Source organism: Hydrogenovibrio sp., from assembly GCF_049975065.1.
Lineage (GTDB): Bacteria > Pseudomonadota > Gammaproteobacteria > Thiomicrospirales > Thiomicrospiraceae > Hydrogenovibrio.
On the sequence record NZ_JBNGDN010000002.1, the window covers coordinates 73,754 to 94,085 of the forward strand.

Sequence of the window (20,332 nt, forward strand, 5' to 3'; positions counted from 1 at the left end):
TGCGATTGATTATCGCTTTTTCGGTGGGGGCGATTACCGCCTTTGGCATCCTGCGCGCGCTGTTTGGCTGGTCGGTTTCGAAAATCATTATCAGCGGTTACCTGTTGGTGCTGGCGATTACGGCGATGACACCGTCGGCGATTATTGGGCTGGCGTATGATTCCGGCGGGGTGGCCACCAATGTGGCGACGGTGCCGATTATTGTCGCCATTGGCATCGGCATCGCCTCGTCCATCCAAGGCCGCAGTGTATTGCGTGACGGCTTTGGCTTTGTGGCGCTGGCGGCGATTACGCCGATGCTCAGCATTCAGCTCTACGGTATTTTTGTACTGGGCGATGCGTTTGATCTGCCCAACGCTGGAACGGTTCCGGAAGTGGACGCCCTGCAGGCAGCGGCGAATTTTACTGTCTTTACGGTGTTGAATGGCTTGTTTGACACCTTTTTGAATATTCTGCCGATTTTGCTGACCATTTTGGTATTTCAGTATCTGGTGCTGCGTAAGAAACTGCCGAACCTGACCCATGTGGCGGTGGGGTTTGCATTTTTAGTGTTGGGGCTTTACGGGTTTATTCTGGGGATTAAACTGGGGTTGTTTCCGATTGGTGAGTCGATTGCCGCCAATCTGGTGGAATTGAATAACCATACCTTTATTTATCTGTTTGCGTTTTTGGTCGGCTTTGGCACCACCATGGCGGAACCGGCGTTGGTGGCGGTCATTAAGCAGGCCGACCGTTATTCGGAAATTCGTTTAAACGTGAATCTCATACGCGTCTTGGTGGCGTTGGGCGTGGGTTGCGGCATTTTGCTGGGCACCTATAAAATTGTCCAGGGCTGGGATATTTGGTTGTTGATCACCTTGCTCTACGGGGTCGTGGTGCTGCTGGTGTTTTTTTCGCCCAAAGAAATGCACGCCTTTGCCTTTGATCTCGGCGGAGTCACCACCTCGGAAATCACCGTGCCGCTGGTGACGGCGTTCGGGATTTATCTGGCCACCAATATTGAGGGACGCAATATTCTGATGGACGGTTTCGGCTTGATTGCGTTTGCATCGGTGTTTCCGATGATTACCGTCCTGTCCTACAGTATTCTTGCGCGGTATTTCACTGCTCGCTCAAGAGAGGAACCGGTGCCGTGACGATGGTGCCTGTTCGTTGTTATCGTTTGATTATCTGACAAGAAAGGCCGATTTACGCCATGAAAAAGGTTTCGTTTCACGACGTTGTTCAGCATGAACGCTTCAACACCAAGGTCATTACCTATAACGAATTGACCTATTCGCCGGAAGCGGCGTATCAGAAATATAAAGTCACCCGCACCGATGCGTTTCGGCTGTTACGTCCCTATCTGCAGTCGCGAGTGTGGGAGCAGGCGAAGGCGGTGATGCCGCTGACGCTGTATCTGGTGCTGTTTCAGATTCTGATTTTGCATCAGCCGATCAAAGAGGCGTCGATTATTTTCGGTGGCATGCTGGCGGTCATTATCGGGCTGATGTTTTTTATGGAAGGGCTGCGACTGGGGCTGATGCCGTTCGGTGAGGCCATCGGTAATAAACTGCCGCAAAAATCCACTCTGCCGGTGGTGTTGCTGGTGGCGTTTTTATTGGGCATTGGTGTGACCTTTGCCGAACCGGCGATTGGTGCGCTCAAAGCCGCCGGGTCGAATGTGGATCCGAACAGTGCCCCTTACTTATATGTGCTGCTCAATCATTGGGCGGATACGCTGGTGCTGGTGGTGGGCGGCGGCGTGGGGCTGGCCGCCGTGCTCGGCACTTTGCGGTTTTTGTACGATTGGAGTCTGAAACCGATGATTTTTGCCACGGTGATTCCCACCTTGCTGATTACGCTCTATTCCATGCAGCACGCCGACCTAGTGCATATTGTCGGCCTGGCGTGGGACAGCGGCGCGGTGACCACCGGACCGGTGACGGTGCCGCTGGTGTTGGCGCTGGGCATCGGCATTGCCTCGGCGGCGGGCAGTGGCAACCAATCGCTGTCCGGCTTCGGGATTGTGACCTTGGCGTCCTTGTTTCCGATTATCGGGGTGCAGTTGCTGGCGATTTACATTTATCACACAGTTTCGGTGGACGAAATCCTGGCGTTGAGTCAATTTGTCGCCGAGACGGAAGTCGATTGGTATGAGGCCACGCCGTTTGTGGAGATCATTGCCGGATTGCGTGCGATTGTGCCGTTGATGTTGTTCCTTGGCTTGGTGTTGCTGATGTTGCGTGACCGGCTGCAGAATGGCCAGGTGGTCTTGTTGGGGTTGGCGTTTGCCGTGATTGGGATGATTATCTTTAACTTAGGGTTGACCTATGGCCTAGCCAAACTCGGCGGACAGGCGGGCGGCATGATTCCGGGCGCCTTTACCGGTATTGAATCCGTGAAGGACTCACCGATTTATTGGTTCAGCATGGGCATTGTGATTACGGTGATTTTTGCCTTTGCGCTCGGCTTTGGCGCGACCTTGGCCGAACCGGCCTTGAATGCTTTGGGCATGACCGTCGAGCGTCTGACGAATGGGGCTTTCAAAAAACAAACCCTGATGATGGCCGTATCCTTTGGGGTCGGTGTCGGCATTGCGCTGGGTGTGGCGAAAATCATTTTCGACTGGTCACTGGCCTGGCTGTTGATTCCGGCGTATCTCGTCGCGCTGGTGTTGACGGTGTTGTCCACCGAAGAATTTGTCAATGTCGCCTGGGACAGTGCCGGGGTGACCACCGGACCGGTCACAGTGCCGTTGGTGCTGGCGATGGGGCTTGGCTTGGGTCAGGCGGTCGGGGTGGTGGAGGGCTTTGGCATTTTGTCGATGGCCTCCATCGGGCCGATTATCAGTGTGCTGTTAACCGGATTGTGGATTAAGTGGCGCTGCCAACTGCGTGAAAGCGCCAATTTAAAAGCCGAAGCGGCGGCTGGGCACTCGCACAGTTGAAGCGGAACGAAGAACGCGGACAGCAAAACAGAGCGGAGACGATATGAAATTACAAAAAGAAATGACAATTTTGACCGACGTGGCCTTGATCACCTGCATGGTGCCGCGTGGCAAGGGGGATGCCATAGTGGCGGCAGCCAGAGCGGCGGGCGCTCAGGGCGCCTCCATTCATTATGGCCGTGGCGCGGGGGTGCGTGAGCGTCTGGGGCTGTTGAGCATCACCGTGGAAGCGGAAAAAGAAGTCATTCAAATCATGGTCTCCAAGCAGCAGGAAGAAGAGGTGTTTGCCGAAATGTTTGTGGCCGGTGAACTGGATGTGCCCGGCATGGGCATTATGTTTGTGACGCCGCTGGAAAAAGCCGCCGCTTACATTCCGCCGAACGTGATTGAGCGCATTGAGAAAGAGCGGGCGCTAAAAGTGGCGGCCACCACCATCGCCATGCCGGAACAATAGCGAGGCCTTTGAGATGCTGAATCACGATCATTGCCTGCAGGCGAAATCCATTGTGTGTATTCTGTCGCGGGGTCATTCCAAAGCGATTCTGGAGGATTTGTATCAGCAGGATCATGTGCTGGCGACGGAATATGTGTCGGTGCGCAATCAACACTCGCTGTTGTCGGAAAAGGATTGGGAAGAAATGGATATGCTGCGCGTCATCGTCGCACCGCAGTATGCCGATCAGGTATTTGAACATCTGTATTCTCTATGCGACATAGAAAATGTGGAAGGCGCTTATATGTTTCAGCACAATGTGCCTTGGGTGACGCACTTTGAAATGCCCGACTTGCCGGAAGGCGGCGTGCATATGAAGGATTTGGATCATCCCGATAAATGGCCCGACGAACTGGATGAGGCCAAGGTGACCAATCTTAAAAAATTAGCCTCCGATTGAGGCATCCGGCGCAACCGGTCGCACGGAATCCTCGTTTCGTATCCTGTTTTAGTTAAAGGCCGCCTCTGGCAATCCAGCCGAGATAAAGTCGGCTTTAGCCGCTTCCTGCATGGCCCAGGGGCCGCAGAGATAGACACGGCTGCGGCTGAGATCGGGAAAATCGTGCAGCACCTGATGATGCACCAGTTTTTGCGGGTCGGCGGTGCTGACATCGCCGGAAATCACGGTGTGAAAGTGCAGACGGTCGTCTTTTTCGGCCAGCGAACGCATTTCCGTTTGGCGGTAAAGCCCCGCTTCGGTTTGCGCACCCCAGTAAAATTCAATCGGGCGATTGAAATGGCGGGTATCCAGTTTCAACAGGTTTTCCAATAGCGCAAACATCGGTGCAAAGCCGGTGCCACCCGCCACCAGTATCACCCTGTCTTTGGCGTTCAACTCGGTGGCCGCATCCAAACGGTATTGGTCGTTCGGGCCTTGCACATAAAGCGTTTCACCCACGTCAAGCGCAAACAGATCCTGCATCCATTGCGACTGGTCGTGATCGCGAATGTGCAGTTCAATGCGCCCCGAGGTGGTCGGTGCACGGGCAATGGAAAAGGGTTTTAAGGTTTCCAGCGTCATGCCGAGCAGCACATATTGACCACTGTGGTAATCAAAATGGGTCGAAGGTTGCAGTTTGATGAGCAAGGTGTCTTCCGTAAGCCATTTTTTTTCCGCAATAATCATGGGTTGGGTGTCGGTGTTCGGCATGGTGCGTCCTGTGTCAGTTAGAGGGGGTGGCAGGCCTGGCGAAATACACCAGGTCTGGTAAAGTTCGGTATTAGAGCTGAAAATCCGTCCAGACCGGCGCGTGATCGGAGGGCTTTTCCATGGCGCGGATGTCGTAAGCGACACCGCTGTCGGTGGCTTTTGCCGCCAGCGGTTTGGTCGCCAATAGGGTGTCGATGCGCAGTCCGCGTTTCGGGTCGTCGGCAAAGCCTTTGGAGCGGTAGTCAAACCAGCTGAAAATGCGATCTTCCTCCGGGTGGATTTGACGGAAGGTGTCTTTCAGTCCCCAGTGGATGAGCGTACTCCACCATTCGCGTTCTTCCGGCAGGAAACTGGTTTTGCCGTCCCGCAACCAACGTTTACGGTTGGGTTCGCCGATACCGATGTCTTTGTCTTCCGGCGAGATATTGAAATCGCCCATCACGATGAGGTTCTGTTCCGGGGAGCACTTTTCGTTCAAGTATTGCATCAAGTCCTGATAAAAGGCTTCTTTGGCCGGAAACTTCGTCGGATGGCTGCGGTTTTCGCCTTGCGGAAAATAGCCGTTGACGATGCGGATTTCATGGCCGTTGGCATCGACAAAATCGCCGATAATCATGCGTTTCTGAGCGTCGTCGCCATCGTGATCCCAGCCGAATTGACGGTCTTTTAATGTCAGGTCGTTTTTGAACAGTAATGCCACGCCGTAATGGGTTTTTTGCCCCATAAAGATGGCTTGGTAGCCCATGGCTTCGATGTCGTTGACCGGGAATTCATGATCCTGAACCTTGGTTTCCTGCAACCCGATGATGTCGGGGGCGTATTGATCGGTTAAGGCTTGAAGTTGGTGCAGACGCATGCGCACGCTGTTGACATTGAACGATACGATTTTCATAAGTGATTTCTTGGGATAAAGACGGTTTGATGTGATGAAATTGGGGATCAACCTCGGACATAACTTAGGTTGGGTGAATAAATACAATTCTCATTTAATTTTATGATTGTATCAGAAACCTATCTTATACCCAAGATCCGCCTTTAGGAATACCAAAAAAATGCTGACCGAAAAAAGACGGACGTCAAGAAAGTCTTGCCGAGTTTGTCAAGATGGTAAGCTTTTTACGCCTTTTTGACAGTTTTATGACATTGCTGTAAACTCGTGGCCTTTTTTTTCGTTGAGGATTTACGGTGCTTTATGCGAACTGTGTCCGTGTTTAACAAGCCTTCGATTCGATGGACGATTTTCAGTCTGTTTATCCTTCTCGTTATGCTGACGATTGGTGTCTTGCTATTGACGCAATATGTCTTCAACGAACGCTTTGCTTACACCCAGGCGGAAGCACGGTTTGTCACCTTGGTGGAGCGGCTTGAAGCGCAACGGCAGGCCTTGAACGATGAAACACGCCGTGATTTAAAGCTGCTGGCGCAAGTGCCGAATTTGAACAACCGCGTCACCCTGTCTGAATCGCATCCTGCCTTGACGCCGTTTGTGCAGCTGCTGGCCAATCGACCCCAAGCCTATGCCGTTTATGTGGCGCGGGAGGAAGGTGACTTCTACGAGGTGATTAATCTGGCCAGCGATCCGCGTGTTCCGGCGCTGTTGCAGGCACCCGCTGGGGCGCGTTGGGCGTTGGTATTGCTCAGTGATGAGGACGACTATCAATTTAAGCATTTTCACTTTCTCGATGAGCGTCTCACCCAGTTGAGCGAGCGCCGTGAGCGCACGCGTTATCAGCCGCAGAAACGCCCTTGGTTTCAGGCCGCTCGCCAGCAGCAGGCTGAAGTGGTGTCGTCTAAGCCCTATCTGTTTAATCATTTGAATGCCACGGGGGTGACCTATTCCTATGCGTTGAAAGATGGCAGTGTGTTGGCGATGGATTACACCCTATCGTTTCTCGCCAGAGATCTGGCGCGCTTCAAGCCCACGGCGGATTCTCGCGTGTTTGTGTTTGATGAGCATGGCCGTATTCAATTCAGCGAAGCGGGCTGGGCGTCGGATGCACTGAGTCAGGGGTTTCTCGCCGATATAGAACCCATGTCGTTGTCGCCTCAGGAGCAGGCCTTTGTCGAGGCCGCACCGGTGATCCGGGTGTCCAATCAACGGGACTGGCCGCCGTTTGACTTTGTGGAGGCTGGACAGCCAAAAGGGTTTTCCATTGACTTAATGCGGGTGCTGGCGGCGAAAACGGGTTTACGGTTTCAGTTTGTCAATGACTACACCTTTCGAGAAATGCTGCAGGCTTTGCAAAATGGCGGTTTGGATTTGGTGCATACGGTGTTTAAAACGCCAAGTCGTGAAGCGCTGGGCGATTTTGGCAAGGCACACTTTGACGCGCAAAACAGTTTTATTACCCGCCAAAACGTGCCGGTGATTGACGGCTTTTCGGAGCTGAAAGGGCAAACCTTGGCGATGGTGGACGGCTGGTCCACCACAGATTACATTGACGAGCATTACCCCAATATCAAGCTGCTGCGCGTTCCGGACATTATGACGGCTTTGGATGCGGTTCAGCAGGGCAAGGCGTATGCAACGATTGATACACCAGAAAGTTTCTATCACTTGCGTTCAATTTATGGGTTGGACGATTTGACGGTGAACCAATCTCTTCCTTTGCGACACCCAATCCACGATGCGAGTCTGTATTTGCTGGTTTCGAACGATTTACCGGATTTGCGCACGCTCTTGAATCGCGCGCTTTCTGAAGTGTCGCCGAGAACCCTAAACACTTTAAAAAAACGCTGGAACCTGCGTGAAAATGCTAGGGAAGACGCATTGGAAGTGCGGGTGCCAGACGCTTTCGTGCAAACGGTCAAACAACAACAGCCCTATCAAGTATTTGGTCTTCATGACGAAAATGTCAACTGGCTCGCGGCCTATGCGACACTGCCGGAAGCCAGTCGTGAGAATTTGTACTTGGGGATGATGACGCCCAAGAACACAGTGTTGGGGCCTTATCGGCACATGATGTCCTTGTCCGGTCTGGCGGGTATTGTGATTTTCGTGCTGATGTTGCCAATTATTTGGTGGGTGACATCTCGTCTGGTGCATCCGATCTATCGGTTGCGTCATATGGCGGCGCTGGTGAAAAAGAAACGTTTTGACGAAGTTAAGGCGGTGGACAGTCACATTAAAGAGTTGCATCAGTTGTCGTATGCGATGCACGATATGGCGTTGGGCGTGCGGGATTATGAAGCGGAACAGCGCAAAACGGTTGAGTTGCAGAAGATGTTTGTCGATCATCTAAAAGAAAACGAAAAGGTGTTGGAGTCGCGGGTTCAGGAGCGCACGCGTGCGCTGGAACAGGCCAATCAGCAATTGCAGGACAGTCGCGAGAAATTGCGTTACCAAGCCTTTCACGATGCCTTGACGGGCTTGCCGAACCGACAAGCCTTTAATCATTTTCTAGCCGACGTTCTGTCCACCTCCGTTGGGTTTGCCTTGGTCATGGTGGATTTGAACAAGTTTAAAGCCATTAACGATACCCATGGACACGCGGCGGGGGATCACATTCTGGTTGAGGTGGCCAATCGGTTACAGCAGGCGGTCTCGGCGGGGGTGCGGATCGCGCGGATTGGCGGAGATGAATTTGTCATGATTTGGCCAGGCCTGATGGAACAAGCCGATGCCGATCGGATGAAGCAACGGCTGGTGGACGAGGTGGAGGGGCCGTGCGAATACATAGGCACTCGGTTGGAGGTGAGTTTGAGCATTGGGGTGGCGCGGTATCCGCAACAGGCCACCACGGAAGTGGAGCTATTCCGGTTGGCGGATGAAGCCATGTACGAACACAAAATGGCTCGGAAGATGGTGCGGCGTTCGACGCTGTGATGGTCGCAACCGAATGGTTGCAGAAGGTTTTTTAACCAGGCCTGGCCATTTCGGTTTTTATGTGGTCGTCCGGTGCATCTGCTAAAATAGCCGTTTTTGACGGATGAACAGAGAGCATCAGCGCATGAGTCGTGTATTTCGTTTAATCATTTCCTGCCCCGATCAAGTGGGCATTGTCGCCAACGTGGCCGGGTTTATCGCCGAAGAAGGCGGTTCCATTATCGAGGCCAATCATCATACCGACGCCATGAATCAGCGATTTTTTATGCGCCATGAAATTTTGGCCTCGTCCCTGAATAATGATCTCGACGGCTTTAAAACGCGCTTTGCCGCCATTGCCGAACGATTTGACATGACCTGGCAAGTGACCGATTCGGATCGACCCAAGCGCATTGCGCTGTTTGCGTCAAAAGAGTCGCACTGTCTGGCGGATTTACTCTATCGCTGGCATGAAGACGATCTGCCCGGTGAAGTGGTGTGCGTGATTGCCAATCACGATGATCTGCGCCGCATGGTGGAGTGGTACGACATTCCGTTTCATCATGTGCCGGTCACCCCGGACACCAAGCCGGAAGCCTTCGCGAAATCGCAGGCACTGGTGGCGCAGTATGACGCGGATGTGATTGTGCTGGCACGGTATATGCAGATTCTGCCGCCGCAGATGTGTGTGGATTACGCCGGAAAAGTGATTAATATTCATCATAGCTTTTTGCCGTCGTTTGTCGGTGCCAAGCCTTATCATCAAGCCTATGAGCGCGGAGTGAAGCTGATTGGCGCCACCTGTCATTACGTCACCGAAGAGCTGGATGCCGGGCCGATTATCGAACAGGACGTGATTCGGGTGAGTCATTCGCACAGCATTGACGATATGCGTCGTCTCGGGCGCGATGTGGAAAAAACCGTGCTGTCGCGCGGCTTGCGCTATCACTTGGAAGATCGTGTGTTGATTTACGGTAACAAAACCGTGGTCTTCAGTCCTTAGTCTTCAATCTTCTTAACCCTTCAATCCTTCGTCATCATTCGGGCTAGCCAGTCGGCTAGTTCAATGAAAAATTCACCGGCACGGTCAGTTGCCACTGATCCCGCTCGATTTCGTCGTAAAAGGGTTTGAAACGCATTTGCAGTTTTTCGGCGATAATGCCCAGCGCGGCCTGGTTTAACACCCTGCGGCGATGCCCTTCCACCACTTCCAGATGTTTGATGTCGCCGTTGCGATAAAGCACAAATGTTAAGACCACTTTACCTTCCCAGTGACGACGTTTTGCGGTTCTCGGGTAGCTGTCGTGTGCCAGTTGTGCCAGAGTGCGGCTGAGTTCGCTGAGGTAGCGGTCTTCGGCTTCGGCCATTTCAGCGGCACTGTAGGTCGGCATGGGCGGTTGCGCCAGAATGGCCTCCTCAGTGGCAGGCGCTTCCACGACCTTTGGCGCGGCGGCGGTTTCCATCGGCTCAACGGGACTGACCGCTTCCGGTGCATTTGCCTTGGGTTCTGTTTTCGGTTCTGGTTTTGGCTCAGGTTTTGGCTTCGGTTCCTGTTTCGGTTTTGGTTCTGACTTAGGTTTTGGTTCAGGTTTTGGCTCGACAATGGGTTTTACCGGCGCAGGCTCGGTAATCGGTTTGTCGATGGGTTGAATGGGTGCCACCGGTGCCGGTTGCGCGGGGTTGACCGGTTGAATGGGTTTGGGCGGGGGTGTGTCAGCCGGTTGATACATGCTCAGGTGAATCGGCACAGTGCGGGTGTCGGGCGCTTTTTCGGTAGGCGTGTGGCGGTCTAGTTGCCACACAGCGGCGAGTAGCGCCGAGCTGTACAGAAACAGCGTCAGGGCAAAGGCTTTGAGTGTCGTATCAGCGGGTTTGCGCATGGTGGCCTCTTAGTTGGGGTTGCCGGACGCTTTTTCGGTTAAAAACGTCAGGTTAGTGAGGTTGTGCACTTTGAGCGCGTCCACAAGGCGGATAAACTGACCAAATTCGGCTTTGTCGTCCACCTTTACAATCAGTGGTGTCTCGGGATCCAATGGCGACAGAAGATCGCTCAATGCGGAATAGTCGGTTGGTTTTTCATCCACAAACAGTTGCCCTTTGGCATCGATGGCAAAGTGCAGCGGGTCTTTTTCCGGCGGCACATATTCGGAGGTGTTTTCGGTTTCCGGTAACTGTATCTGCAAGGAATCCTGCACAATAAAGCTGGCGGAAGTCAGTACCACCGCCAGCAGCACCAGCATCACATCGATTAGGGGGATGACATTGATGTCGTCAAATCGCTTCATGGTGCGGCGCTTCCATTTAAGGCTTCGTGGGCGCGATACTGTGCCTGAAACACTTCCACACGGCGCATCAGCAAGTTGTAGGCGACAATGCTGGGAATGGCCAGCGCAATGCCGCCGGCGGTGGCTTTCAGCGCCAGCGCCAGCCCCATCATAATGGCCCCTGTGTTGACACCGCTTCCGGCCATGCCCAGATCGTAAAAGGTCACCAGTATGCCCAGCACTGTGCCCAGCAGGCCGACATAGGGCGCGTTGGCTCCCACAGTGGCAATCAGCGTCAGGTGGCGGGTGAGATCGACGGTGAGCAGGTCCATATGGGCATAGTCGGCAACATTGACGCGACGAAACCTCAGCCAGCGTTCCAGTGTAAACCAAGTGGCGACAAACGCCATCAGTCCCAGCAGGCTGAAAACGGTGATGTCCAGATAGCGTTCCAGTAATTCCATAAGTCTCCGAATGCGGTGTTCGATAGCGGGGTTAACCCGAAAAATTCATAAATAAGGCACCCTTTCGCTTGCCCTTTGATTCCACAAGTCATCACAAGTCATCACAAACCATATTGCCTCAGTCGGTCGTAATCGTGGTCAATTGATTGCAGTAAGTAAAATATTAATGATAATGATTATTATATTTATATCTTGATTGAGAGCAAGGTCTGTGAGGCATTTTTTGCAAGGCGGTTGCTTGGTTGAATTTTTCGGTTGCGGTTGCCGTTATAGGCGATTGAAAGTCTTTTGCAGCCAATGTTTAAAATGGGCTTCCAACGCTTTGCGGCTTGGGTGGGGCGAGGCGGCGACCACATCCGACCAGGCCTGATGTTGCACCGCTTTACGGAACCAGAGCGGCAGTGTGTCATCGTCCGGTAGCTGAGACAGGTGGGTCAGTGTCCACTGGCGCAGGGCGAAAGCGATGCTTTCAAACGGTTGCTGTTGCAAATAGCCCCTTGGAAAAGGGCTGGGTTCGGTGGGGGGTGCTGCGCGTAATAGCGACAGCGCCAAGCCGGTGTCGAGTGTTTGAAACGGCTGGGTGAGGTTCCAGGCGAATGCGTGTTGAAACGACTGTTGCGCTTCGGCGGCAAGCGGGTGTGCCCGCTCGCTCAGCGGATGGCATAAGGCGGCAGAAGGCTGGCCGCTGGCGGCATCGCGCTTCAGCCCGAGGTGCATCGGCTGAAACCCCAGTCGCGTCCAGAATTGAACCAGGCCTGGCTGAACCCCAAAACTCACGGCAATGTAGTCGGCGCGGTGGTGGCTTGAACTCTGCGCCGCGATAAAGGCCTTGACCAATCGTTGACCGATGCCTTGACGTTGCCAGGCGTCGGCGACCGCCAGCCGTTGAATGCGCCAGCCTGTCAAGGCCAGCCACTCGGGTTGATGACGCTGGTGCGCCAGCAGTTGCGGGAAGAGGTGGCCGTGTACACGGTGCGGTTGCGCCGGTTGACGTGTTTGTGTCGCCTGCGTCGCCATGTCGTTTTCCGCCAGGCCTGGTGAAAAGGCGCTTTCATGCGATAAGCCCCCTTCCTGCACCGCAAACAGCACGCCCAGCGGCTGCGGGTCATCGGCGCGGCGCGCCACCCAAAGCTGCTGGTTGGGCAGCGATAACAGTTGCATCAGATCGTTCGGTCGGGTCTGGTAGTGCGCTTGCGACAGCAATTGAAACAGGGCGTGGCGCTCGGCTCGCTGCTGCGGTTGCGCCAGTGCCAGCGGTGACTGATACTCAAAACACAGGTCGGTCACAGGCGCGGGTTGTGGGCGTTGTGAGCGCGGGTTTTCGGTGTCGTTGTGGGCAGGGTTTTGGGCGTCCGTTTCGGCCTCGCTGCATAACAACAAGCGGTTCAGTGTGGCTTCTAATGGGTCTTGAGGTGCCCAGCGAATCGGTTGCGTCAGCCGGTGGCGCTTCCAGCCGGGGAAGTGTTGCGTTAAATGTTCGGCCAGCTTTAAGCGAAAGCCGCGTCCACTGCCTTCATAGCCTTGTTCTGTGGTGGCCAGTAGGGTGCGCGAATGGCTTTCCAGCAAGGCCAAGACCATCGGCAGGGGCAAATGCGCCGCTTCGTCCACCAGCAGCAGTTCGGTGTCAACCGGGGTGTGAATCAAGTCGTCCGGTGCTTGAAAGCGGATGACGGCTGTTTCAGCCCCTAAGGTTAAACGAACCAGGCCTGGGCGTTTTTCGATGCGTTCAAATCCGGCGGCCTGCAGCCGCGGCCAGGCGCTGTCGATGGCGTCAAACGCTTTTTGAATTTGTGCAAGGCGTGCCGCCGTGAGGGTGAGGTGGCGCTTGCCCGCTAATAACAGTGACACACACGCCAGCCCCAGCGTGGTGGACTTGCCGCGACCGCGATCGGCGGTGAGCAAGAGAGGCCGTTTGCGGTGACCGAAGGCGACCGAGTGGATGGCTTGAATCGCCTCGGCTTGATCAGGGGTGGCTTGGGTTTCGGTGGATGGGCGCGTGAGCGCCAGCAGTGGCGAAGCGGTTGGCGCTTGTGCCAGCGCGTCCAGCGGGGGCAAAGGCGCGTCTTCCGTCAGCCAGAGCGCGTGGGATTGCAACGCGTGCCACAGGTGGATTTGAAAGCCGTTCAGCGCCTCGTCCGGCGTGAGTGGGGTATTCAGAAAGCGTGCCATTGCGGCATTGGGTTGACGGAAAAATTCCGCTTGCGGCGGCAGGCTGATCAAACACAAACCGCCGCCGCGAATCAGCCCGCCGACCAGTCCTAGGGCATCGGCCTCAATCCCCGCTTCGGCAGTGAAAATCGCGAAATCGGTCTCTTGCCCGAGTCGCTGCGGCAGTTGCCGAAAGGAAAGGGGTTCGGCTTGCGGGTGAGGTTGAGGCTGAGATGGTGTAGGCGGTGTTAACCCTATTGCCAGCCCTTGCCAGTGGGGCGCTATAAGACGATTTAACCAGGCCTGACGCCAGTCTTGCTGACCGCACAGCACCAGACAGACGCGGTGGTTTGCGCGGTGTAGCTGCTGGTGTAAGCGGGACACCCAGCGTTCGGTCTCAACGGTGGGGGCACGGCGGCTGGCGTGGTTGATGTTGCGGTCGGTCATTCGGTCTCGGCCTGCTGAAGGATGTCAAAACGCACCTTAATGGGCTGATGACCGGCCACATAAATCAGCTCAAAAGCGCCGCCAAAGGGTGCGGACAGCAGTTTGACCTGCAGGGTTTCGCCGTCGATAAACTCGGTCTGCACCTTGACGCCTCGGGGGATTTTCTGCCGCAGTTGGACGGTTTTCGCCTGTTGGCAGTTTTCCGGTGGAAAATAAAGGGTTCGGGTTTGGCCAACGCGAATCGGAACGTCACGCGCTGGGTCGCTTGTCACCAGGCCTGGCTGTTGTTCGGTAAAGAAGTTCCAGCGCATGGTGTGGGTTTTGCCGTTTTCGGTGTATTGAATTTGCGCTTGATAACGACGGTTCCAGTCCAGACGCTGTTGCGGGAAAAAGGCGATCCATTGGTCTTTATCCGCTGCGGGCGCGTTCTGGGTTCGATTCGGGTCGGTGCGGTTGCTGAACACGGTGGCGGCTTCGACCGGCTCCGGCGTGTGGGTGGGGTCATGGTCATCCAGCCGAGTCAGGGTGAAGGTGTCGGGTTGGAAATGGATGCGGCCGACAAAAATCGGGTTGACCTGCAAATGCACCGGATAGCCGCTGACATTGCATTCCGGCAAGGGGTCGGGGCTTTCTTCGTAAAACACCGGCGGCACGGTGGCACCGGATTTTGGCCAGACAATCAGTTTGGGGTTTTGGCGCGTGACCGATGCCATGGCCTGAGCCGCATCGTGTTTGCTAATGGGCGTGCCGGAGGCGCACAGTTGGGTAAACGCGCGGGCACCGGGTTTGAGGGCTGAGGGCTTTTCGCAGAGGGCTTCGAGTTGGGCGTTGCCCATGACGCCGACCAGAACCGATTTGACATCGCCATCACCGTCGCCCGCCACCCCGAGACCGATTTGATCCTGTGTCATATTTAACAAGCCGAGGCGATGGTAAATGGCGGACATCAGATCGTCCACCATCGGATAAGGACTGGGTTGATTGAAGGCGATGACTTCGGACACCGGGCTTTGGTAGCCACTGGCTTCGGCACGATCACGGGGCGTTTCGCCGCTGAAACCGGCCAGGCCTGGCGGTTGTTGATGGGACTGTACATTGTGATGGGAAAGATAACGGGCGTGGTGTTTTGCGGCCTCGGCCAGTTTGACATTGGCCTTCAGCGGATTGAGTTGCAATGACTGACGAATGCGGTTGATGGCATTTAACGCCTCAGCGGCTTGGGCATCGGCCATTTCCGGTGTCAAGGGTCGAATGCGCGGGGTGTTGTCGTGGGTTTGCTGTTGGCTGGGAATATCGGCCAGATCCGCTGGTGGCGTCATCAGTCGTTCCAGCCCGACATTGAAAAACCAGACGGTAAACAGGCCAAGGAAGGTGTAAATCAGCAGGCGAGCGATCATTTTGGGTTAGAGCCAGTCGCTCAGTGGCTTGGGCTTGCCGAGGAAATACCCTTGTCCGTAGGTGACGCCGATTTCGGTCAGCGCCGTGACGTCTTCCTGGGTTTCCACGTATTCCGCCACGGTTTTCTGGTGGCGCAGGGCGCTGATTTCCTGAATATACCGAATCACGGCGCGATCGGTCGGGTCGGTGTGCATGTCTTTGACGAAGCTGCCGTCGATTTTCACCACGTCGAACGGCAGGCTTTTCAGGTATTCAAACGACGACATGCCGGTACCGAAATCGTCCAGCGTTAAGCCGATGCCGTGGGATTTGAAAAAGTCGATAAACGGACGCGCCTGCTGGAAGTTGCCGACGGCGGCGGTTTCAGTGATCTCCAGTTCCAGCTTGTGCCAAGGGAAATCGTAGGTGTCGATCAGGCGTTTGAGATTGGCCTGAAAATCCGGATGATTGAGGCTGGCACCGGATAAATTGACGTGCGCCAGATCCAATTGTTCGAGGTGTTGCGGCTGCTGCATGACGGTTTCAATGTAGGTGCTGAGCACGAAAATGTCGATTTCGGTCATCATTTGATAACGTTCCGCCGTGGGCAAAAAATTGTCCGGCGGCACCAGATTGCCTTGGTCGTCGTGCAGCCGCAGCAGAATTTCATAGCCCAATCGTGTGGTGGGCGTCTGCAGTGGCACTATGGCTTGAGCGTAAAGTTCGAAGTGTGCGGGAGGCTCGTTTTCCGCCGTGGTGGTCTTCAGTGCTTGCTTGATCCAGCCAGCGGTAATGACCTGTTGCTGGTGTGTTTGTTCGTAGTTTTCATGGCGCTGATAGAAATGCAGCTTGTTCCGGCCTGCGGATTTGGCTTCCAAAAATGCCAGATTGGCGGCTTTAATCAGTTCGCGCTGAGTGTATTCATGCGGCTGATAGAGGACGCCGCCCAAGGTGCCGGAAACCGAATAGGCTTGGTTTTCCCAGCTGAAACGGAAATCGGATAGGAGGTGCTGCAACTGCTCGGCGAGTGCGGTGGCTTCTTCTGCTGTGGTCTGGGTCTGCAAAATGTAAAAGTCATCGCCGCCGAGACGCCCCATAATGGCGTTGTCCGGCAGTTGTTTCAGCGTGCTGTGCGCCACCATTTTCAGCAACTCGTCTCCGGCGGGGTAACCGGCAGCTTCGTTGATAAGGTTGAAACGGTCAAGGTCAAGACTGAGCAGCAGGTGATGCGTTTGACGGGTGTCGTTCAAGGAGGCTTGGATGGCTTTCTCGATAAAAAAACGGTTATAGAGACCGGTGAGCGGATCGTGCTCGGATTGATATCGCAAGGCCTGGTTGGTGGTTTCAATGTGCGTTACCATTTCGTTGTAGCCGTTGAACAGGTCGCCGATTTCGTTTTGGGCGTCACTGGTGACCCGTTCAAAGTGGTTACGAGACACGTCGCTGCGTTTCATCGCATTGGCCAACTGGGTAAACGGCTGGTTGTAGTTGCGACTGACCCACCAGGTGAGCAGCAGCGCCAGCAACCACTGAAACGGTAAGGCGAGCAGCACATACAGCAGGTGCTGGCGGAACTGACTTTCGAAGTCTTTGATGTCGATGATGTAAACGGCGTGTCCGTTGGGTTGCTGCGCCCGTATCAACGGCTGTTTTATAAAGAGATCGTCACCGTCAAACTGAATCTTTTCATTGCTGCGAGCCACGAGATGATCGTAGCTTTCCGGGCTGGCTTGGAAATCAAAGACTGGCTCGGCGTCGTTATTCAACAGCAGCAGGCGATCCAGGTGGGGAAAGCCGGACAGGCGGAATTCCAGCTCGGAAAATTCCTTGGGGTCGGGTTGATGAATGACGTCGTTTAAATCTTGCGATAAGGATTGATGCAGACTTTGAGACAGATCCACCGCCAAGGCTTTGCGTTCTTTAATGTCCAGCCAGAAGGTGACGCCGAGAAAACTTGCGGACAACACCAGCGTAATGGCGATGATTAAAATCATCAGTTGCAGTTGAATACTCAGTTTTCGCCACATGCCGAATCGCCTTTCGGTTGACCGTTAAGCGCTCAATATAGACGGTTGACGGCGAAAATTCAATGCCAATGCTGGCTGTGGCAAGGTTTATCTTTATTGGCGGCTAAGTTGTGGGTGCGTAAAGCGTATAATTCCGTTACAGAACCAATTCGATCAAGATAAGGGAGTAGAAGATGATTTGGAAGGGGTGGGGTGTTTTAGTTTGGTTGGCGATCTGGCCGTGGGGTGTTTTCAGCGCAGATTTAAATGACGATTTGAATGGCGATTTGAGCGGTTCGCTGGAGGTGGAGACCTTTGCAGCGGCATCGGCACCGGCCCAATTGTTGTGGATTCCGTCGGAGTACGGTGTCCTGCCGGAGGAAAGGCAATTGGCTCAGGCTCTAGCGGACAGGGGGCTTACGGTAACCCTGCCGAATCTGTTTGAAAGTTACTTTCTCCCCGCCACCCCCAGCAGTCTGCAACGCATTCCGCTGAAGGTCATTGTCGATGAAATCCGCCGTTTGCAGGATTCGGGCCAGCCGGTGATTGTGATCGGCTCCAACCAAGGCGCCGCCTTGGCGGTGAAAGCACTGGTGGACGCCATGCAAACGCCGTCGGCCAATCTGGCGCTGATTTTACTCAACCCCAATCTCTATGAAGAAACCCCGCAGGCCGGGCAAAAAGCGGTGTATTGGCCGCAAGCATCGCGTTTGAATGTGCCGGTGTTTGTGTTGCAGGCGGAGTTGTCGCCCTGGCGTTGGCATTTGCCTGCCTTGCAACAGACTTTGGAAATGGGCGGTTCGGATGTGTTTATGCGGCGGGTGCCGGAGGTGCGTGACCGTTATTATTTCCGCCCCGATGCTTTGGCGGTGGAAAATCGGCAGGCCGAACAATTGCTGCCGGATCTGCTGACGGCGATGCAGGCGTTGATTCCCTATATGGTGACGACGCGTCAAAGCGCGTCAAAACCCGGTGCGACAGTCGCAACCAACGAAACGACCAGGCCCGGTGATTCTCATGCAGCGAATCCGGCGGCCAAACCAACGACCAGTCCGGCGACGAATGGAAGTGATGCCATCGGTTTGCAGCCCTACACCGGGCCACAGAACCGTCCTTTGCAGCTGGTGGACAGGACGGGCAAAGCGCATGATCTGAAAGCGTATCGTGGTCAAGTGGTGTTGCTGAATTTCTGGGCGAGCTGGTGCCCGCCCTGTGTGCATGAAATTCCGTCGATGACGCGTTTGAAAACCGCTTTGAGCGATCAGCCGTTTGAAATTCTCGCGGCCAATCTGGCGGAAGAAAAACCGCAAATTGAGTCGTTTCTGAGCGAGCATCCGGTGAATTTCCCCATCCTGCTCGACCCCAAAGGCTCGGCGGTGCAGGCCTGGCGGGTGTTCGCCTATCCGAGCACCTATGTCATCGATAAACAGGGCGTCATTCGCTATGCCTTATTTGGCGGCCACGAATGGGACGATGCCCAGACGCTGCAACAGATCAAAGCGTTGCTGGCCGAGAGTCCTTAACCTGAAAAATTCGCAAACGCCTTGAGCGTCGGTGGCTTGGCGAGCGGTTCACAGGTACTGTTCAAGTTGTTTGACAAGAGCGTGTGAACGCGCCTTGATGTCGTGATTGAGAATCTGGTTGTTTTCGCTGTAATCCATCGGGATTTCCACCAGATGCACGCCGCCGTCTTCAAAGCAGGCTTCCAGTGTTGGCATCAAGTCGTCGGCCTTGTGAATGCGGTGGCCTTTGGCACCGTAACTTTGTGCGTACATCACAAAGTCGGCATTGTTGAGATCCAGCCCAAACTCGTCAAAGCCCATATTGGCCTGCTTCCACTTAATCATGCCGAAAGCGTTGTCGTTGAGCACTACCACCACCAAATCGAGTTTCAGACGAACGGCGGTGTCCATTTCCTGTGAATTCATCATAAAGCCGCCATCACCACAGATGGCCATCACGCGGCGTTCCGGGTACACCAGTTTGGCCGCAATCGCGGACGGCAAGCCCGCGCCCATGGTGGCGAGGGCGTTGTCCAGCAGCACGGTGTTGTGCTGGTAGGCCAAGTAATTTCGTGCAAACCAGATTTTATAAATCCCGTTGTCCAGCGCAATCAGACCGTCGTCCGGCATGACTTTGCGGATGTCGGCCACCACCCGCTGCGGATACATCGGGAAACGGCCATCGTGCGACCCTTCCAGCAGGTTTTTATCAATCTGGCGTTTGACTTCCATAAACACATCGAAGCTCCAGGTTTCCTGGCGTTCAATGCGTTCTTTGATCTGATAGAGGCTGTTGGCAATGTCGCCCACCACGTCTGCTTGCGGAAAATATACCGGGTCAACGGAAGCATTGGTGAAATTGATGTGAATGACCTTAAAGCCGTCTTGCGTCATAAAGAAGGGCGGTTTTTCCACCACATCGTGACCGATATTGATAATCAGGTCGGTGTATTGAATGGCACCATGCACAAAATCGTGATCGGATAGCGCCGCACAGCCGAGATACAGGTGATGGCGTTCGTCCACCACACCTTTGCCCATTTGCGTGGTGAAGAAGGGGATGCCGGTTTTGTCGATAAACTGGCGCAGCATTTTACCGGCGGTTTTACGGTTGGCACCCGCGCCCACCAGAATCAGCGGGCGCTTGGCGCGTTGAATCATTTCCACCGCATTGCGGATGGCTTTGTCTTCCGCCAGCGGGCGGCGGTGCATGCCTTGTTGAATCACCGGCGAATCGGATTCTTCACAGGCAATGTCTTCCGGTAATTCCAGGTGAGCCGCGCCGGGGCGTTCGGTTTTGGCGGAGCGAAACGCCTCACGAATGCGCGCCGGAATGTTGTGGCCGCTGTGAATCAGGCAGGTGTATTTGGTGATGGGACGCATCATATCCACCACATCGATAATCTGAAACTGACCCTGTTTGTTGGTTTTGATCGGCTTTTGACCGGTGACCATGACCATCGGCATGGCACCCAGCTGAGCATAGGCGGCGGCCGTGACCAGATTGGTCGCCCCAGGGCCCAGTGTGGACAGGCATACGCCGGCCATGCCGGTCAGGCGACCGTAAGTGGCGGCCATAAACCCGGCAGCCTGTTCGTGGCGGGTGACGATGACTTGGATTTTGGAATCTTTCAGCGAGTTGAGCAAATCCAGATTTTCCTCACCGGGAATGCCGAAAATATACTCCACGCCTTCCGACTCCAAGGCTTTAACAAATAGATCCGATGTTTTCATGGTGCGGCCTCCA

At 54.7% G+C, this 20,332-nt stretch carries 16 protein-coding genes; 7 read left to right on the top strand and 9 right to left on the bottom strand.

All coding sequences use genetic code 11. From position 1 onward, the window contains the following. The 4 genes from ACP5D0_RS01060 to ACP5D0_RS01075 form a co-directional block, all read left to right on the top strand. The coding region (locus ACP5D0_RS01060) for a DUF1538 domain-containing protein (RefSeq protein ID WP_472363692.1) at positions 1-1,136 on the top strand (1,136 nt) is incomplete at its 5' end. Positions 1,137-1,195: 59 nt separating this feature from the next. After that, on the top strand, positions 1,196-2,929 hold the full coding sequence (locus ACP5D0_RS01065) for a DUF1538 domain-containing protein (protein ID WP_472363693.1): 1,734 nt from the start codon (positions 1,196-1,198) through the stop codon (positions 2,927-2,929). Between the two features lie 43 nt (positions 2,930-2,972). After that, the gene (locus ACP5D0_RS01070; RefSeq protein WP_472363694.1) at positions 2,973-3,383 is read left to right on the top strand and encodes a P-II family nitrogen regulator; all 411 of its coding nucleotides are present in this window, start codon (positions 2,973-2,975) and stop codon (positions 3,381-3,383) included. A 13-nt stretch (positions 3,384-3,396) separates the two neighbouring features. After that, positions 3,397-3,822, top strand: coding sequence for a hypothetical protein (locus tag ACP5D0_RS01075; RefSeq protein ID WP_472363695.1), 426 nt, complete (start codon positions 3,397-3,399; stop codon positions 3,820-3,822). A 48-nt stretch (positions 3,823-3,870) separates the two neighbouring features. Here ACP5D0_RS01075 and ACP5D0_RS01080 read toward each other — a convergent pair whose 3' ends face one another. Both ACP5D0_RS01080 and xthA read right to left on the bottom strand, forming a co-directional pair. After that, on the bottom strand, positions 3,871-4,572 hold the full coding sequence (locus tag ACP5D0_RS01080) for an FAD-binding oxidoreductase (RefSeq protein WP_472363696.1): 702 nt from the start codon (positions 4,570-4,572) through the stop codon (positions 3,871-3,873). Positions 4,573-4,642: 70 nt separating this feature from the next. Next, a complete protein-coding gene (gene xthA / locus ACP5D0_RS01085) occupies positions 4,643-5,464 on the bottom strand; it encodes an exodeoxyribonuclease III (RefSeq protein WP_472363697.1) in 822 nt (273 codons plus the stop codon). A gap of 300 nt (positions 5,465-5,764) precedes the next feature. Between xthA and ACP5D0_RS01090 the strand changes: the two genes are divergently transcribed. Next, entirely contained in the window at positions 5,765-8,398 is a 2,634-nt protein-coding gene (locus tag ACP5D0_RS01090) for a diguanylate cyclase domain-containing protein (protein WP_472363698.1), read from the top strand. 124 nt (positions 8,399-8,522) lie between these two features. Next, entirely contained in the window at positions 8,523-9,380 is an 858-nt protein-coding gene (gene purU / locus ACP5D0_RS01095) for a formyltetrahydrofolate deformylase (protein ID WP_472363699.1), read from the top strand. Between the two features lie 55 nt (positions 9,381-9,435). Here purU and ACP5D0_RS01100 read toward each other — a convergent pair whose 3' ends face one another. The 6 genes from ACP5D0_RS01100 to ACP5D0_RS01125 form a co-directional block, all read right to left on the bottom strand. Then, the gene (locus ACP5D0_RS01100) at positions 9,436-10,257 is read right to left on the bottom strand and encodes an energy transducer TonB (RefSeq protein ID WP_472363700.1); all 822 of its coding nucleotides are present in this window, start codon (positions 10,255-10,257) and stop codon (positions 9,436-9,438) included. Between the two features lie 9 nt (positions 10,258-10,266). Next, positions 10,267-10,662, bottom strand: coding sequence for a biopolymer transporter ExbD (locus tag ACP5D0_RS01105; protein WP_472363701.1), 396 nt, complete (start codon positions 10,660-10,662; stop codon positions 10,267-10,269). Beyond that, complete coding sequence (exbB, locus tag ACP5D0_RS01110) at positions 10,659-11,105, bottom strand: TonB-system energizer ExbB (RefSeq protein WP_472363702.1); 447 nt, start codon at positions 11,103-11,105, stop codon at positions 10,659-10,661. Before exbB ends, ACP5D0_RS01105 begins: the two co-directional genes overlap by 4 nt. A gap of 267 nt (positions 11,106-11,372) precedes the next feature. Beyond that, complete coding sequence (locus tag ACP5D0_RS01115) at positions 11,373-13,700, bottom strand: GNAT family N-acetyltransferase (RefSeq protein WP_472363703.1); 2,328 nt, start codon at positions 13,698-13,700, stop codon at positions 11,373-11,375. Then, entirely contained in the window at positions 13,697-15,097 is a 1,401-nt protein-coding gene (locus ACP5D0_RS01120; RefSeq protein WP_472363704.1) for a CAP domain-containing protein, read from the bottom strand. Before ACP5D0_RS01120 ends, ACP5D0_RS01115 begins: the two co-directional genes overlap by 4 nt. 6 nt (positions 15,098-15,103) lie before the next feature. After that, positions 15,104-17,104 (bottom strand): putative bifunctional diguanylate cyclase/phosphodiesterase, encoded by a 2,001-nt coding sequence (locus tag ACP5D0_RS01125; protein WP_472363705.1) that lies wholly within the window; start codon positions 17,102-17,104, stop codon positions 15,104-15,106. A 173-nt stretch (positions 17,105-17,277) separates the two neighbouring features. On the opposite strand from ACP5D0_RS01125, the gene ACP5D0_RS01130 reads away from it, so the two are divergent. Then, on the top strand, positions 17,278-18,606 hold the full coding sequence (locus ACP5D0_RS01130) for a redoxin domain-containing protein (RefSeq protein WP_472363706.1): 1,329 nt from the start codon (positions 17,278-17,280) through the stop codon (positions 18,604-18,606). A 48-nt stretch (positions 18,607-18,654) separates the two neighbouring features. Here the strand turns inward: ACP5D0_RS01130 and ACP5D0_RS01135 are convergent, their stop codons facing one another. Beyond that, positions 18,655-20,319: an acetolactate synthase large subunit gene (locus ACP5D0_RS01135; RefSeq protein ID WP_472363709.1), complete on the bottom strand. Its 1,665-nt coding sequence runs from the start codon at positions 20,317-20,319 to the stop codon at positions 18,655-18,657. Positions 20,320-20,332 lie beyond the last annotated feature (13 nt).

What these genes read in the sequence shown, in the direction of transcription:
- ACP5D0_RS01065 (WP_472363693.1), top strand. Translation starts at nt 1,196, where the DNA reads ATGAAAAAGGTTTCGTTTCACGACGTTGTTCAGCATGAACGCTTCAAC.
- ACP5D0_RS01070 (WP_472363694.1), top strand. Translation starts at nt 2,973, where the DNA reads ATGAAATTACAAAAAGAAATGACAATTTTGACCGACGTGGCCTTGATC.
- ACP5D0_RS01075 (WP_472363695.1), top strand. Translation starts at nt 3,397, where the DNA reads ATGCTGAATCACGATCATTGCCTGCAGGCGAAATCCATTGTGTGTATT.
- ACP5D0_RS01080 (WP_472363696.1), bottom strand. Translation starts at nt 4,572, where the DNA reads ATGCCGAACACCGACACCCAACCCATGATTATTGCGGAAAAAAAATGG.
- xthA (WP_472363697.1), bottom strand. Translation starts at nt 5,464, where the DNA reads ATGAAAATCGTATCGTTCAATGTCAACAGCGTGCGCATGCGTCTGCAC.
- ACP5D0_RS01090 (WP_472363698.1), top strand. Translation starts at nt 5,765, where the DNA reads ATGCGAACTGTGTCCGTGTTTAACAAGCCTTCGATTCGATGGACGATT.
- purU (WP_472363699.1), top strand. Translation starts at nt 8,523, where the DNA reads ATGAGTCGTGTATTTCGTTTAATCATTTCCTGCCCCGATCAAGTGGGC.
- ACP5D0_RS01100 (WP_472363700.1), bottom strand. Translation starts at nt 10,257, where the DNA reads ATGCGCAAACCCGCTGATACGACACTCAAAGCCTTTGCCCTGACGCTG.
- ACP5D0_RS01105 (WP_472363701.1), bottom strand. Translation starts at nt 10,662, where the DNA reads ATGAAGCGATTTGACGACATCAATGTCATCCCCCTAATCGATGTGATG.
- exbB (WP_472363702.1), bottom strand. Translation starts at nt 11,105, where the DNA reads ATGGAATTACTGGAACGCTATCTGGACATCACCGTTTTCAGCCTGCTG.
- ACP5D0_RS01115 (WP_472363703.1), bottom strand. Translation starts at nt 13,700, where the DNA reads ATGACCGACCGCAACATCAACCACGCCAGCCGCCGTGCCCCCACCGTT.
- ACP5D0_RS01120 (WP_472363704.1), bottom strand. Translation starts at nt 15,097, where the DNA reads ATGATCGCTCGCCTGCTGATTTACACCTTCCTTGGCCTGTTTACCGTC.
- ACP5D0_RS01125 (WP_472363705.1), bottom strand. Translation starts at nt 17,104, where the DNA reads ATGTGGCGAAAACTGAGTATTCAACTGCAACTGATGATTTTAATCATC.
- ACP5D0_RS01130 (WP_472363706.1), top strand. Translation starts at nt 17,278, where the DNA reads ATGATTTGGAAGGGGTGGGGTGTTTTAGTTTGGTTGGCGATCTGGCCG.
- ACP5D0_RS01135 (WP_472363709.1), bottom strand. Translation starts at nt 20,319, where the DNA reads ATGAAAACATCGGATCTATTTGTTAAAGCCTTGGAGTCGGAAGGCGTG.